This window comes from Hahella sp. CR1 (assembly GCF_029813005.1).
GTDB lineage: Bacteria > Pseudomonadota > Gammaproteobacteria > Pseudomonadales > Oleiphilaceae > Hahella.
In genome coordinates this window covers 1-15,739 of sequence record NZ_JAPELK010000017.1, presented here as the reverse complement: position 1 = coordinate 15,739, position 15,739 = coordinate 1, and the positions used below count along the sequence as shown (strand labels likewise).

General features: G+C 52.3%; 14 protein-coding genes. 5 read left to right on the top strand and 9 right to left on the bottom strand.

Annotated features, from left to right (window positions below; genetic code table 11):
* Positions 1-516 precede the first annotated feature (516 nt).
* Positions 517-1,593 carry a hypothetical protein gene (locus tag ONV78_RS27910; protein ID WP_279507813.1) on the bottom strand — a complete coding sequence of 359 codons (1,077 nt, stop codon included), beginning with the start codon at positions 1,591-1,593 and terminating at the stop codon, positions 517-519.
* 201 nt (positions 1,594-1,794) lie between these two features.
* Positions 1,795-2,841 carry a hypothetical protein gene (locus tag ONV78_RS27905; protein WP_279507812.1) on the bottom strand — a complete coding sequence of 349 codons (1,047 nt, stop codon included), beginning with the start codon at positions 2,839-2,841 and terminating at the stop codon, positions 1,795-1,797.
* Positions 2,842-3,092: 251 nt separating this feature from the next.
* On the opposite strand from ONV78_RS27905, the gene ONV78_RS27900 reads away from it, so the two are divergent.
* Entirely contained in the window at positions 3,093-4,847 is a 1,755-nt protein-coding gene (locus ONV78_RS27900) for an FAD-dependent oxidoreductase (RefSeq protein WP_279507811.1), read from the top strand.
* Complete coding sequence (locus tag ONV78_RS27895) at positions 4,834-6,528, top strand: thiamine pyrophosphate-binding protein (RefSeq protein WP_279507810.1); 1,695 nt, start codon at positions 4,834-4,836, stop codon at positions 6,526-6,528. Before ONV78_RS27900 ends, ONV78_RS27895 begins: the two co-directional genes overlap by 14 nt.
* Positions 6,529-6,610: 82 nt before the next feature.
* Here the strand turns inward: ONV78_RS27895 and ONV78_RS27890 are convergent, their stop codons facing one another.
* Positions 6,611-7,714, bottom strand: a complete 1,104-nt coding sequence (locus ONV78_RS27890; RefSeq protein ID WP_279507809.1) for a M28 family metallopeptidase — start codon at positions 7,712-7,714, stop codon at positions 6,611-6,613.
* A 327-nt stretch (positions 7,715-8,041) separates the two neighbouring features.
* Here ONV78_RS27890 and ONV78_RS27885 point away from each other — a divergent pair, with 327 nt between their 5' ends.
* Positions 8,042-8,866 carry a transporter substrate-binding domain-containing protein gene (locus ONV78_RS27885; RefSeq protein WP_279507808.1) on the top strand — a complete coding sequence of 275 codons (825 nt, stop codon included), beginning with the start codon at positions 8,042-8,044 and terminating at the stop codon, positions 8,864-8,866.
* Between the two features lie 2 nt (positions 8,867-8,868).
* Here ONV78_RS27885 and ONV78_RS27880 read toward each other — a convergent pair whose 3' ends face one another.
* A complete protein-coding gene (locus tag ONV78_RS27880; RefSeq protein WP_216738288.1) occupies positions 8,869-9,894 on the bottom strand; it encodes a malate dehydrogenase in 1,026 nt (341 codons plus the stop codon).
* Positions 9,895-10,135: 241 nt separating this feature from the next.
* Here ONV78_RS27880 and ONV78_RS27875 point away from each other — a divergent pair, with 241 nt between their 5' ends.
* Complete coding sequence (locus ONV78_RS27875; RefSeq protein WP_216738287.1) at positions 10,136-10,921, top strand: SDR family NAD(P)-dependent oxidoreductase; 786 nt, start codon at positions 10,136-10,138, stop codon at positions 10,919-10,921.
* A gap of 42 nt (positions 10,922-10,963) precedes the next feature.
* On the opposite strand, the gene ONV78_RS27870 is transcribed toward ONV78_RS27875, so the two are convergent.
* The 5 genes from ONV78_RS27870 to ONV78_RS27850 form a co-directional block, all read right to left on the bottom strand.
* Positions 10,964-11,716 carry an alpha/beta hydrolase gene (locus ONV78_RS27870; protein WP_279507807.1) on the bottom strand — a complete coding sequence of 251 codons (753 nt, stop codon included), beginning with the start codon at positions 11,714-11,716 and terminating at the stop codon, positions 10,964-10,966.
* 4 nt (positions 11,717-11,720) lie between these two features.
* Positions 11,721-12,347 carry a hypothetical protein gene (locus tag ONV78_RS27865; RefSeq protein WP_279507806.1) on the bottom strand — a complete coding sequence of 209 codons (627 nt, stop codon included), beginning with the start codon at positions 12,345-12,347 and terminating at the stop codon, positions 11,721-11,723.
* Complete coding sequence (locus ONV78_RS27860) at positions 12,344-12,676, bottom strand: GRAM domain-containing protein (RefSeq protein ID WP_279507805.1); 333 nt, start codon at positions 12,674-12,676, stop codon at positions 12,344-12,346. Before ONV78_RS27860 ends, ONV78_RS27865 begins: the two co-directional genes overlap by 4 nt.
* Positions 12,677-13,549: 873 nt before the next feature.
* On the bottom strand, positions 13,550-14,224 hold the full coding sequence (locus ONV78_RS27855) for a hypothetical protein (protein ID WP_279507804.1): 675 nt from the start codon (positions 14,222-14,224) through the stop codon (positions 13,550-13,552).
* A 65-nt stretch (positions 14,225-14,289) separates the two neighbouring features.
* Entirely contained in the window at positions 14,290-14,949 is a 660-nt protein-coding gene (locus tag ONV78_RS27850) for a macro domain-containing protein (RefSeq protein ID WP_279507802.1), read from the bottom strand.
* Positions 14,950-15,029: 80 nt separating this feature from the next.
* Here ONV78_RS27850 and ONV78_RS27845 point away from each other — a divergent pair.
* On the top strand, positions 15,030-15,739 hold a 710-nt coding region (locus ONV78_RS27845; RefSeq protein WP_279507801.1), incomplete at its 3' end, for a hypothetical protein.

Below are 15,739 nucleotides of genomic sequence, written 5' to 3'. Positions count from 1 at the left end.
CACAAGACGATCCAGGGAAGTCTAAGAGTCAGAGCGCGGTTTCATGACTTCATAAATGTCAGGCTGCTTAATAAAAAGAATGAGCTTGGCCACGGATACCGTCATTATGACGGCGAACACCGCCATCAGTAATTCTTTGCTAACAGAGGCGTACCCTAGATTCACTGTCGCAACAATGCCCACGCAAATAAGGTTTATACATGCCAGTATCGCCAAACCAAGGCGTGGCTTTTGCACTAGTTTTGAGTGGCAGTGCGGACACACTAAGCAGGTTGCGTTTCCGATCCTAGTCTTACTGAGCACAATCAACTCTGGGCCCTTCCGTGGAAAAATAAAGCCGCATTCGGGGCAACTGGATCTCATTTGAACTCCATCATAAACAGGAACGCTTAAACCTTAGCACAGCGGTAACTTGTTCTGATCAAATCTCACCGGCCGACTTTGCTCGCCCTATTGGCCAAGCCACTCTGGAAAAGCGCACTATATCACTCCGCCGCCAATCTCCCTCACAGCACCCTATTCCACATAGCCGTCTCCATTCAGCCATATTGGCGAGGGGTCTTTTTCGTCGAGAACGATGGCTCGATATCGGGTCTCGCCGCTATCGTATCGGAGGGTCAGCAGATAGCCGTCGATGTCGTATTTGCCCTTTTGCTCAGGGGACACATGGTTGAAGGTCGAGCTGGCGCCAGAGATTTCCGTGCTGGCGTAGACCTGCGCGCCGCTGATAAATCTGCCGTCTGAGAAAAACTGAAAGTTTTTGATTGTCGCCACGGTGCTGTCGCCAGTACTGGAGCCGCCGACATAGTGGAATTTGTTGTTAATACGAAATCCTTTTGCTATCGGCGGATATTCCTCATCGTAAGCGAACGCCTTCCACTTATCCCCTTTCAGCCACTCATAATCGCCCCAGCTTTTGCGCCATTGGGTCCAGCGTTTGGGATATCTGGCTTTATGGGCGTCGACGCCGCCCGGAAACACTAACGCTCGAATATCCTTGCAGGCTTCGCCATTTTCAAAAAGTAATATCGGGTAGGCTTCCTTTAGGATCATTCCATAACTGTGGACGACCTTCTTGTCGAACAGGACGGTCTCTATTTTGGCGATGTCTTTCTGGATCAGCACAGGATCAAGGGGCGGCTCCTTTTCCTTTTCCTTTTCCTTTTCCTTTTCCTTTTCCTTCAAAGCTTTGGCCTGGGGGGCGATGGCGAGCAACTTATCCATCAGGCCCTTGTAACGGGTCGCGGGCTGATACTCTTCGCTGGTCAGAATTTCTCCCAGAAGGACGCAGCTCTTGGAGCCGAGGACGCTGACTTTTTCCTTCATCGCCTTGTCCGCTTTCACGACATTGTTCTGAAGTTTCTTATCCTTCGCTAACAAGGCCTGCATCACGATGTCGATATCATCGATATGATTGCGTTCGCGCCAGGACTGATACTCTAAAACATGCTCAGTTGGGCATGCTTTGGCCAGTTCTGTGGCGAATCGGATATTCGTATATAGGTTGGGAAATTCTTCAAACCCCGAGCCGCCTAGCACAGAAGTAGAGAAGGCAGTGGTGGAGAAAATAATCCCGGACAGGAGTCGCTTCATTCATGAACGCCTTTGTTTGATCTCCTGATACCACGAGGGGGTCTGCATCAGCATGCGACCTCCTCAGGAGAGATAATCAAAAACGTTATAAAAAACATAACCCTGCCCAGGTTACAACTATGATTTACCCCAGGTAATAATCGCCCCAACTCATCCTAAAGCCGACGGAATGCTGACAGTATGAAGCTCGGAAAAAGCCGTTTATTCCACATACTCATTCCCATCCAGCCATGTGGGCGATGGGGCGTTTTTGTCACGCACGAGGGTTTTGTAGATGGTTTCGCCACTGTCAAAGTGCAACGTCAGCAGATAACCGTGGATCTCATAGCGTCCTTCTTCCTCCGGGTAATAAAAACTGACGGTGGAGCTGAGAGCGTCGTCGTGACTTGGGTATGAGTCCAAGTTGCGGATGAACTTTCCGTCGGAGAAAAACTGGTAACGAACAACGTTGATTATGGGAAATGCGCCGCCGTCCGTCTCCTCCTGAAAACTCAGTGTATTCTCCATACGGAAATCTTCTTGAAGCGGCGGGAACTCTTTGGCGGAGACGAACTTTTCCCACGTCTCACCGTTCAGCCATTCCCGTTCGCCATTGTTGATTCGCCAGCGCGTCCACTTAACGGGGCGCCTGGCTTTATGTCTCGCAATTCCGCCGCGAAATACCAACGCATGCGCATCCATGCAGAGATCGCCGTTCTTAAACAGCAGCTCGGGCCTATCCACCGTCGCCAACTTTCCTGCAATGCGCACTTGGCGGCGATTGAACATCACCGCCTCTACTTGCGCCATATCCTGCCTGATTAGCTCCAGGTCCAGCGGTTGTCCGGCGACTCGCTCCATTTCGCTTGTTAAGACTTCCTGTGGGGTTCCATCGAGTAGCTTCTGCGTCAGTTCAGGGAATGCAAATACCGGCATAAAGTCCGGATTGGCGAGGATTTTCTCCAAATGGGCGCAGTAATCGGCGCTGTGCAGTTTAACTTCCGCTGCCGCGTCCCTGGCGATATCCGCCAAGCGGACCTGAAGCTGCCCATCATTCAACAGTAGAATATTAACAGCCGCCTCAATAGCCTCGACCTGATTGACCATACGCCAATTGAGATATTCCGTTTGGTAGCTGTCAGGACAGGCTTCGGTCAGCTTAGCGACATATTTGATCTTCGCTAACATGTCAGGAAGACGCTCCATACTGGCTTCTTCAGCAAAAGCGAAAGCCGACAGACCAATGGAAAGAAAAAGGGACTTAGCCAAGACGCTCTTCATTTATGTTCAATACCTGTGATGAAATACCTGAGGCGGCGCGCCGAAGTTCGAAACGGGTTTCGCGCAATAGGAAATGTCGAGCGAATATATATTTTTTACAGCAAGTTACAACCATTCTTTAACAAACCTGAACCCACTCTTACAAAAATCAATTTGGCTATTTTTTGAACCACGCCTATGTTTTTTATTACTTGAAGAACGGAATAAAAAGTAATGTTTCGCTGACAAGGAGTGGGCTGATGGATAACGCTGCATTGACCTTGGATGTCGCGATTGTCGGTGGAGGAGTTTCCGGCGTATACAGCGCCTGGCGCTTGCAGTCGGAATTTGGCGACAAGCAGGCGATCGCATTGTTTGAGTACAGTGACCGTATCGGCGGTCGCCTCTACAGCATCACGCTGCCCGGTCTTCCCAATGTGGTGGCGGAAGTCGGCGGCATGCGCTACATCCCCGACGCTCATATTCTGGTAGCCAATCTGGTCAAATACCTGCAGTTGCCGACGAAGGATTTCCCCATGGGAGCGCCCGAACCCGTTGGCTCCCAAGACAATCTCTTTTTCCTGCGCGGCGTACGTTTCCGCTATCGGGACTTCAGCAGTCATCCCGACAGGATTCCCTATAACCTGGCGTGGAGCGAGCGCGGTTATGGGCCCGAGGATCTGCAGGTCAAAATCATGAACTACCTGTATCCCGGTTTCGCCGACTTGTCTCTGTGCGATCAGATGCGGGTGAAAGTATTCGGCAAAGAGATGTGGAAGTACGGCTTCTGGGATCTGCTCTACCGGGTGCTCAGCAATGAAGGCTATATGTTCATGAAGGACGCTGGCGGCTATGACGCCAACGTGGCCAACGCCAATGCCGCGACGCAGCTGCCAGCGACAGAGTACAGCGATGAGACGAAGTTTCTCACGCTGAAACACGGCTTCCAGTCGCTGCCCCTCACACTGTGCGAGCAGTTTGTGCAGGCGCCGGGGAGCCTGCTCGGAAGCAAGCGTCTCTACATGAATCATCGTCTGGCGGAGATTCGCTACACCGGCGACGACGATTATCCCTACAGCCTGCATTTTCAACATATGCATACGGTGGATGGAAAAACCACGGACCAACCCGGCGAAACCATCGTGCGCGCCAAGCGCATTATCCTGGCCATGCCGCGTCGCTCTCTGGAACTGATCAAGTCGGAGTTTTTCGATGATCCCTGGCTGCAGGAGAACCTGCCGTCCGTGCTAATCCAATCCGCCTTCAAGCTGTTCCTCGCCTATGAAAAGCCCTGGTGGCGCAGTCTGGGATTGGTGGCGGGACGCTCCGTCACGGATCTGCCGGTGAGACAGGTTTACTACATGGGAACCGAATGCGAGCAATCCGGCGGCGAGCCTTTCCTGAACTCTCTGCTGATGGCCTCCTATAACGATATTGGCACGGTCCCGTTTTGGAAGGGGCTGGAAGACGGACTGCCTTTCATCGGCTACAAACCGTCCTGCCTGGAGGCGGATATCAGCGCCGACAAGATCGTGCCCCGCACCCGCTATCAGGTCAGCGAAGACATGGTGCGCGCGGCGCAACAACAAGTGCGCCAGGTCCATGATCAAGTGGAGCTGCCGGAGCCATACAGCGCGGTGTATCACGCCTGGGACGACGATCCCTACGGCGGCGGCTGGCATGAATGGAAAGCCAATTATCGGCTCGACAGGATCATGTGCCGCATGCGCCATCCGGTGGAGGATCAACAGATTTTTATTGTCGGCGAAGCCTACTCCTACGATCAGGGCTGGGTGGAAGGCGCGTTGACCGTCGCCGAGTCGACCCTGGAGGATTTTTTCGCCATGACGCGCCCCTCCTGGCTGCCCCCGGAACAAAAATTCTCCCTGATGCCGGTCCCCTGCCCGGACGGTTGCGCTGACGAATGCGACTGTCTCACCTGCGATGACTGCAAGAAAGTGTTGGATGAAGTCACTCAATTTGCGTACAAAGGAATCGACAATGTTGAAGGATAACTCATTTACCGTCGCCGACTATCTGCTCACCCGCCTGCGCCAGCTTGGTCTCGGCAAAGTGTTTCAAGTGCCCGGCGATTATGTTTCCGAATTCATGGAAGCGCTGGAAAAATTCGATGGCGTGGACGCCGTGGGAGACATCAATGAGCTGGGCGCGGGTTACGCCGCCGACGGCTACGCCCGTTTCGCCGGCATCGGCGCGGTATCCGTCCAGTACGGCGTCGGAACCTTCAGCGTGTTGAACGCCGTGGCGGGGTCTTACGTAGAGCGCAATCCAGTGGTGGTGGTCAGCGCCAGCCCGTCCGCCCAGGACAGACTGATCATTCGCGACAAAGGCGTGTTGTTTCATCATTCGACCGGCAATCTGAATGCGGATAAAAAGGTCTTTGAGCAAGTCACTGTCGCCTCGGAAGTCCTGAGCAACGCCGCCGAGGCCCCGCTGCAGATCGACCGCGCCCTCACCGCCGCCATCAGCAAGCGCCGTCCCATTTATCTGGAGGCGTGGCAAAACGTATGGGGCGAGCCCTGCCGGGAGCCGGAGTACCCACTGCGACCGCAACCTCCGGTCAGCGACAGAGCGTCATTGCGGGCGGTGGTGGATGAAACCCTGCAGAGACTGGTCAACGCCAAACGCGGCGTGATCATGCTGGGCATCGAGATCGCCCGTTATGGCCTGCAGGAACAGGCGCTGCGCATGGTCGAGGCCAGCGGGCTGCCCTTCACCACCACGCTGGAGGCGAAGTCCGTCCTCGATGAAAGTCATCCCCAGTTCATCGGCACCTATGCGGGCGCCGCGTCCTGTCCCGGCACGCGGGAATACATGAAGAACGTCGATTGCATACTGGCCCTTGGCGTGATTTTCACCGACGACTATCTGGACCTGATGCAGAGCGATTTCTCCGAGATTATTCTGGTTAACGATGAACAGGTGCGCGTGGGCTATGAATACTTCCGCAACGTCGCCATGACCGATTACATTGATGGCCTGTCAGCGCAGATCAAAAGCAAAAACGGATTCCCGCATCCATTGATAAAAGTCCACCTGGACGATGGAGAGTGCGCCGGCTGGAACACGGAACTGGGCGCACAGCTCACCTACAACATCTTCTTCGATCAACTCACGCACTTCTTCCAGGAGCGACGCTTACAGTCGGAGATAGAACTCATCCTGGGCGAAAGTTCTTCGCTTTATGTGGCCAGCAACATAAACGGATTACCTCAAAACAGCTTTATCGCCGACGCCATTTGGGGATCGCTCGGACATGAAACCGGTTGCGCCATCGGCGTCGCCATGGCCAGCGGCAAGCGGCCCTATGTCGTCGCCGGCGATGGCGGTTTCATGATGATGTGCCAGTCTCTGTCCACACTGGCGCGCAATCGCATTAACGCCGTCGTCTTCGTGATGAGCAATGGGGTCTATGCGATCGAGCAGGCCTTTGTCGATATCAGGGCGTTCACGCCGGAAGGACGTTTTGCGCCTTTCGACATCCTGCCGCAATGGGACTACCAGTCCCTCGCCAAAGCCTACGGCGCCATGGGATATCGGGCGCAGACCATCGACGAACTGCAGAAAATATTATTGGATGTGGAGTCCCTGGTAGACTGCCCCGCGCTGGTGGAAATTGTCATTCCGCAAAAAGATCTGGCGCCGCAAATTCGTCGTCTGGCCAAACCGTCCTGAAGATAAGACCCGGAAGATAAGATAAGGAAGCTGAGTGCCGTGAGAGCAAGGCGGGCATAGACGCCCGCCTTCTATGTGAGAATTAAGGCAAATAGTAGTCTGCGAAAGAGACGAACTCTACCGTCGCCTTGACCGCTAGCTCCATCTGGCTGCTGACTCTACCAGGGAAGGCGGATTCCATGGCGTCGATGCGGTCGCTGCCGGTATGCCATATTCTACCCCACTTCTCCTCGACGTCTTTGTCGCAAGCGCCAATGGTCGCTTCGTCGAAGCAATTCCAGAACTGTGGGTTAACGGTTTGCGAATAACCGTCTTTCCCATCTTTTCCTACAATATCAAAGTTAGTCGCTTCAACGTAAGCAATGGGAATACCACGGCAGGAGAAAGCAACGTGATCAGACCAACCGCCGGTTTCCCCTGCCTGATATCCGCCGCTTGGATGTATCAAGAAGTCATTGTCTCCATCAAGAGCGATGGAGGCGTCAAACATCCCCTTACGTACAGTATCCCCAGCCGCGTACGAGGATTTGTCGCCGTTACAATCATATGGCTTAACGCTGTCAGCGGAATGCACATACAGGTAATCGCCGCCAGCCACCGTATCATAATTAACCATACCAACGATTTTGCCTAAATCCTCAACTGGCAAATTTTCTACGTAATTGTAAGAGCCATAAAGGCCGACCTCTTCAGCGCCGAAGAACACGAAACGTAAGGTATACGGTAAGGTTTTATCTTTGACCCGCTTGGCTACTTCCAACAAGGCGGCGACGCCTGTGCCGTTATCCGTCGCGCCGGTGGAGCCATGATCTTCGCCGGTGGTGTCATAGTGAGCCCCCAGCACCAGTATTTTATCCGGGCTGGTTCCAGCCTTTTCGAAAAAGACGTTGCTGGAGTTAAATTCGGTATCGCTTTCATGGTAGGTAAACGCTTGCGCGCTTGGCGTGTAGCCCAATGACTTGATCTCAGCCAGCAGATAGGCTTCCGCTTTGCGTTCACTCTCGGTTCCGGCCACTCTGGCGCCGATGCCTTTGGTGGGATGAGCCAGATCGACCAGAAAGTCGTCCGCGGTTTTGTTGGCGTTAGCGCCGTCGTTGTTGGAATCATTATTATTGGAACAGCCAGTCACTAACATCAGGCAAGCCAGTCCAGGCAATAGTTTTCTTGTATTTATCTCGGAAAACATCAAATTTCTCCTATCGTAAAAAGATGCGCAAGGCATCAAAAACCCCGTCCGGCGATAAGCAAATATCGTGGAGAAGTCATTATTTTTATTTGAAAAACATCAAGATAATCGATGCAGCGACAGTTCACGGCGCACCTTGGCGGCGATGCTGATCACTGTCGTCGCACCATACTGCAGCATTCAACTCTGGCCGGATATCCCTCTTTTGCCTTAGGAACCGCTCCCACTGCTTGCGTCAACTACAGCTTCGTTATGCTCAGTGCTATAGTTTTTTAAGAGACTGTATAAATATCACCCAGCCCATTTGAGAAACTCATGCGCGCCCACATGACGTCTCCATGGTCGAAAATCCTGCTCCTGGTCTTCGCATTGATGGGAGTCGTCGGAGCCGCTCGCACTGAATCCGACATCGTTGAAATTAATGTCTGCGGCATTGATGTCGCAAATCCGCCCATTTATCGGCTGACCATGGCGGAAACCAAGGACACCACGGAATATAAAGGCGTCGCCTATGAGGTGATGAACGAGATAGAGCTACAGGCGCCCATACGTATTATCTTTGAACGCCGCCCCTGGAAACGCTGCCTGTCGCAATTACAGACAGGTCAGTCGGATGCGGTGATCGGCTCCTCCTATGTGCCGGAGCGGGAGCAATACAGCCATTACCCTCGCAAACTGGACGGTACGGTGGACGCATCCAAGCTGGTGTACAGCAACACCCTGTGGCTGTATGTCTCAGACCCCGCAGTGCAATGGGACGGCGTGTCGCTGAAGCTGCCGCCGGGAGCCCAGGCCGCCGCCGGACTGGGCTACTCTTCCGCTGACTTGCTGCAACGCATGGGGGTGGAGGTCATTGAGCGCTACGAACCCAAACACCTGGCCAATCTGCTGACCAGCCGTCGGGTGGCGTTAGTCGCCAGCTACGCCATGCAGGTGGAGCCGTATCTTGACCTGAACGATCCCAACACCCCCGTACAACGTCTGCCCACACCTTTAATGCAGGACGACATGTTCATGGTCTTTTCGCGTCAGTTCTATGCCCGTCATCAGCACGTGGCGGAGCGTATCTGGGAGATCTGCGCTGATATTCATGAGTCCGGCCGCTACAACGAAATCATGGCGTTATACTTCTCATTTCTGGACTCTCAGTAGCCTCAAGCCACTTCCGAATGAGCGCGGGCCAGCAACTGCTCCGGCGACAAAGGCAACAGGCTTTCAATCGCTTTACGTTCTCTCACCAGCTCTTCTTCCGTAACCCGCACCATACGGCGGCAGAAGTCGTCCAGGTCCAGCCCCTCCACCACTTCCACCCGACCTTGGCGGCAGGTGACCGGGTAGGAAAAGAACAGACCCGGCGTCACGCCATATTCTCCCTGGCTTAATACGCCCATGCTGACGAAATCCCCTTCTTCCGTGCCGAAGCGCCAGTCTCTCAGGTGATCGATGATCGCCTGCGCGGCGGAGCTGGAACTGGTTTTCCCCTTGCAGGAAATAACCGCAGCCCCTCGCTGCTGCACTTGATCGATCATAATGTCCCGATACCAGTTCATATCCAGCGCCATACGAATGGGCTGGCCATCGATACGCAAATGAGAGGCGTCTGGAAATAAAGTGCTGGCGTGGTTGCCCCAGATCGTCAGGCGCTTGATGCGGCGGGGATTGATGCCAATTTTACGGGCGAGAAAGCCCAGCGCCCGATTGTGGTCCAGCCGCATCAGAGCGGAGAATTGCTGATGAGGCAGATAGCGCGCATTCGCCCAGGCGATCAGGGCGTTGGTGTTGGCGGGATTGCCCACGACCAGGGTTTTCACCGTTTCTTTGGCGACCTTGCCCAGGGCTCTCCCCTGCTCGACAAAGATGGATGGGTTTTCCTGCAATTGCTGCATGCGATCCATGCTGGGCGTACGAGGCTTGGCGCCGGTCAGAATCGCGAAGTCCACATCCTTGAAGCCACTGACGGGATCATCGTGCAGACTCACGCTCTCCAGCAAAGGCAGCGCGCAATCCTCTAACTCCATCGCCAGGCCTTCCAGGGCTTTCATGGATTCACTCTTTTCTATCAGTTGTAAACGGATGCTGGCGTCAGGTCCGAACGGCTCGCCCGCCGCCAGACGAAACAGCAATGACTGACACACATTGCCGGCGGCTCCAGTGACTGCGACAGTGACGGTTTGACTCATAGCGCGCCCTCCTTGAGGTGGATAAAAGATACGGCGTCACTTTTATTCTAATCAGGGCAATCCTGGCGCGACCTCAGCAATAGGTCGTAATTTGTACAATCGAGACTTAGACTTCCGGCTAATTTTTAACGAAGAGATGCTCAGGGGTTTCATCCCGCGAGAAAATCTGAATACTTAATTCCCTTATCGCCAAGTACTTAGGCGCATTTGTATATGACCACGACTGAGTGAGGAGAATGCTATGAGTAAGCCGGGAAACCACAACGGAAAAGTTGCGCTGGTCACAGGCGCATCCGTCGGCTTGGGCGAAGCGATTGCGGAGCGACTGGCGCATGAGGGCTACGACCTGATCCTGCTGGCGCGCCGTCAAGATAAACTGGAGGCGCTGGCGGCCCGCTTGCCGACCAACTGCCATATCATCGCCTGCGATATCTGCGATCAACCAGCAGTGACGGCGGCGATCGAAAACCTGCCGCCCGCATTCGCCGCCATAGATCTGCTTATCAACAACGCCGGGCTGGCTTTGGGATTAGGTCCGGCGCAAAGCGTCTCCTGGGAAGACTGGAGCCGTATGATTGAAGTGAACTGCACCGGACTGGCGTTCATGACTCATTTGCTGTTGCCGGGCATGGTGGAGCGCAATGCCGGACATATCATCAATATCGGCTCCATCGCTGGTTCATACGCTTACTTTGGCGGCAATGTCTACGGAGCCACCAAAGCCTTTGTCGAGCAGTTCTCGCGAAACCTAAAAGCCGACCTGTTGGGCACGGCTCTGAGAGTCACCAACATTGAACCCGGCATGGTAGGCGGCAGCGAATTTTCGCTGGTTCGCTTCAAAGGCGATGAAGATAAAGCGAAGGCGACATATGAGAACGCCGATGCGTTGACGCCGGAGCATATCGCGGATTGCGTGGCCTGGGCGGCGACCCGTCCCGCCAATGTGAACATCAACCGCATCGAAGTGATGCCGGTGTGCCAGGCCCCCGAGCGACTGGCGATTCACCGGAATAAATCCGAAGGCTAGCCCAACGTTCGCATAGATAATCTACTGCGCCAACGCAAGGCGCTAATTGGACCGGATGAAGTTGGCGACAATGTCGCAGAACTCATCCGGCGCTTCCAACATCATCATATGCCCGGTATTTTTCTGCCTCACGCTTTGCCGCGCCGCTGCTCGCGCATAAGCAGGCGTATCCCACCCGGCGTCAGAGCGCTCGCCTGAGAGCAGGTATAACGGCAGGCCGCTATCCACGAAGCGGCGAACAGTATCCTGATACTCCTCTCCAGCGGTTTCCTTTACGACGGCAGTAGCCACCGCATGGACTGTTTCCGCCGATTGGTTAAGCAATACTTCGCGCGCCCATTCAAGCCGCTCAGGGGTTGCTTCAATCTCCGCGCGAGCCAGCCAGCTCTCTGGATCGCGTTGCATTGCCGCATAATTTTCTCGCCACTCCGACATGGACATCGCGGCGACTTTCCTGCACCAGAACGCATCATTAAGAGTGAAGTTGCCTTCCACGCTAATAAGGCTGCGCACCAGCTGCGGATACGCCTCAGCCAACAACATCGCAATGGCGCCGCCCACACTGTGCCCCACTACCCAACAGGGGCCCTCATCCAGCTCCAGTATCAGGTCGCGGACATATTCGGCCTGACCGCGTAAAGAAAAACCATCATCTCCATGCTGCATTGGGGTCGCGGCGTATCCTGGCAAATCCGGCGTTAACCAGCGAATGTCAGGCACACGCTTTTGCGGCTCAAAGTAGCTCAGGGAACCCATTAATCCGTGGATCATCACCACATTCGTCGTATGCGCCATCGCGTTATGCCTGCTCTGAGTGGGAAACATTTAAATTCGACGCGAAGCGGGTAAAGCTATCATCCCAAGGCAGAGTCAACCGCTGCTCAGGCATAGTGGAAAGCGTAACATTCGCGAAACGACCAGAAGGGCTGATAGCCCTCAAAAACTGAGGCGCGCCGGCAGGCAACAGACTTGTAGTGGATTTGATTGCGCTGATATCGCTCCAGGGAATCGCCAGCGTTGGGTTACCCAGACGAAATAGAAACAACGTTTTTAAATATAAGTACTGCTCATCAGCCCCTACAAACAAGATATTTTTGTACGACATCTTCCCTATCATGCCGCTATTGGGACCAATAAAACGAGTCGCGACGTTATTAGCCGAATATTGATAACGCTCGGCCAAAGCCTTCCAACCGCTCCTCTCCCCCATAAATAAAAGCATCAGCGGCCACGCAATAATAAAAATTATAAATACCGGCAGTGCAAAATATACCGGGGAGCTCACTGCACTCGACAACGTGCTTTTGATAGAAGCCAGAGGTAACGGCAGCTCTTGAGGAAACATAGATGGGGACACAACAGCGAGAATCACTAACAGGACAAACAAAGCCCATACTGCACTCAATATCCTAAACATCCACTTCATGCTGGCGCTCCAACTTGCTCCGCGATGGCCGCACGCCAACTATCCCGCCCAAACAACACAAAGCGAAAGACCGTATTGTCATGAGTGCTAATAGCCAGGGAATTAGGATAGAGAGGAATCACGCCAAACAACTTGGTCCAGCACTTGGTTAACTTGCATACCTTCGCCAACGGAATCTCCGTCACACCGCCCTGCACATTCAGAGCATGCGCCCGAAAAACCAGACGCTGATTAGTCAAATAAAGCTTACCGCCCACCGTCTCAACGTTCTTCTGCAAATTGGCGGCGCCTTCCTTCAGAATATCTTCACCGGGCGCGAGATGTATCATGGAGAAACTTCCAAGTAGATGGCTTAAAAAAATCGCCCGAATCATAGCGTCACCGCCCAAGTCTGGGCAATGGCTTTGCTTCGGCCAGATACGTTAGAGACCGGGAGAGATGAAAAGCTCACCACTTTCCATGACAGAAATTTGCGCAACAGATATTTTGTATTCCTTAGCTCATTCCCAGCCCGCGAGGCTAGCTGTCGCTACTTATCATTTTTTCTTGCCAAGCCTTCAAGGTGGACTCTCCTGGCCTCCTCTTTCCTGTGCTTTTCCTTATAACGACACGACCGGCACCGTACAGCTTTCGAAGCGATACTTCCTCTTGCGATTTCATACCACCACTTCTGTTGCTTAGCAGTCCATATCTCGTGACTTTCACAGTCCTTACATATGAATTGACGATCTACATAAAAATTTGGCAAACGCTCTAAAGGATTTATCTCCCTCAGAACTTCCATATTTGCAAGCAACGCACCTTCCGGGACCACATCCGAGTATACGTCCACCTCGGATCGCTTAGCCTTATCCAGGCGCGCCGCCTTTATCTCTTTTCTTCTCTGCAATCCGCTTTTTCTAAACATACCGACTTAAACACGGGAGCCATGTCCGTGCGTCCTCGAATTGGTACTGGTTATAGGTTTCAGAAATCATACTCCAGTTAAGAAACATTAGGCTTCCTTGCTAAGACGCTTTAAAAAGAATATCCACAACTTTTTCAATCTCCTCTGGAGACCTATCGGAAAGCTCAAATGGCTCTTCACACTCATACAATTTTCGAGGATATGCTAACAAGCGCTATGTAGTAAGCCTTTTAAACTCGTCTAGTGAGAGCGCCTTGCTCACGGAACAAACTATTGATGGCGGACGTTTTTTTACTTAATTGCACTTGGTTTCTCCGCCCCAGTTGTCATTAAATTTAGCTTGATAATAGACCTGCGCCCATGACGGCTTCGTAAGTTCTAGTTTTTTAGGATCATAACGAATCAGGCTAATACAGCCTCCAAATAAAAAGCCTGAAGTCGATATGACTACTGACACACTACCGTTGTATCTCTCTATCACTGACGCATTGGTGTTAGATAGTAGTTTTAAATATTCTTGGTGTCGCGCTTTGGTCAAAGAATACTCAGCCAAAACAACTTCCAGCGGGACATAATTTCCATATTGCTTTTCCCATCCCTCATCGTATAGACGATACTCCCCTACACGATCATTACCGATTTCAAACTTTTGCAACGAACTTGCATCTGCTGTAATCATGTCAATCAAAAGCTTAAAACTCTGCTCGTGCCCAGAGAACTCTTCGATGAGGTCTTTGTCTGTCATTGCATTATCAATATTCTTACTGCAACCACTTAGACAAATAAACAACAATAGCAAACTACGCACGATATCTCCTTTAGGTTTAGCATTTGTATATCGCGCATGCGCGTTTTTCAATTTAAAGCCCTTAAAGATACTTCCTCCAGCCCGCTGGTTCCAATGCACAGGGACTATGAAAAAGCGATTCACAGGAGGCAATGTGCACTTGGCAAAAAAGCGTAAAAACATGCCTAATCCTTGTTATCAAAATCAGTAATTTCACCTCGAATCCATTGAGTTGCTTCAAACTACACTCAACGATTTGCAAAAGGCGCCATAGCCGGATGCCTCACGTTCTCCCAACCTCTCAAAACCACATTATCAAACGCTGCTCGCATTTGCGTCGCAGACTCGACTGCGTCCATGCCTCCCACGCCAGTGCAAAGGCTGGGTATGGCGATATGCCTGATTTTGTTATCCGACTTCGCATTGTATCGAGCAAGCGTCAGTAACAAGCCGCGCATGGCCAGATAGGCGTTGAGTGTAGCGCTGACGTTGCCGGGAATTCTCATTGTCGGGGCCAGGATCAGCACCGGAAATTGCTGCGTGCGCATATCCAACGCCAACCCGGCGCCGACGGGCAGCTCACCAAGGTATTCCTGACGAATCGCCGCACAGGCTTTTGTTTGCGCCTGGCCGTCATAAAAGTCGTCTATCGCTTTATCTAGAACGCCGCTCATTTCACCAAAACTGTTGCTGGGACTGACCAGCGCGTCGCACTTCAAATGTAAGATGTCGCCCTGCGCCACCTCAACTTGATCAACCTCAGAAAACGCAGCAGCCAATGCCCTCGCCGTCATTTCATCGTATCCACACAGATGAAACGCCACCGCTTCCTGATCCTTATTATCACCAAAAGGTTTCACCACTTGCGGTCGTTTCCCGGTGATGGAGGCGATCATCGACTTGAACATATTTTTGTTTGTCTCCCTTAACGAAAGATCTTTAAAATGCTGCACTCAATGCATTGCTACAATGATAAAGCCTGAAGCCTATGTCCTACTCCGAGCATTATATTGACTCTCATCATTTTACATATGGCGCATCACATTTCCGAGGCGGTCAACTTCCAAGCATAAAGAGTTTATTAAACAAACAGCTTGTAAGAGTCAGAGGCTATCAAAAGTTTATACCTGAATATCCACAAGTGAGATGTTTGCCTCTGGAGTTCTTCTATACCTGCTATCACTGTATCTGCGCCATGGACGCCAAACTTTTCGAAGATATAACAACTAGAGGCAGCCGCAGCCTGGCGTGGGCCTCCTGGCTTGCCCTCGCCACGCCATACCCCGAGAGCTATATGCTTCAGCAACTGGAGCAGATTATCGAAAAAAACGCTGACTATTCTGAGTTTTACATCTTAACTATGGCGATTCGAAGGTTGAAGGAAGAGGAGCTGGAATGCCAGGAAACAGCCGATATGTTTAGCGAGTATGGTAGTTTCCTATCCTCGCTTCCAAGAATAAAAATCCCTTTACGCGCCACCCCGACTGAACACTACTTCAAACAACGTAAATATAGAGCGGAGACCATCAACAATATTTATAAAAACAAAGGGACTGACGCCGCCATAGCGTATATAAAAAGCCTTCCTGTGCAGGAAGAAGATATGGACTATAAAGAGTGGTTGCGATTACAGGCTTTGCGAGAAGAGCATCAGCATAAAAACAGTAGCTTCTTAGCCAAACTTCTCCATCATACAAC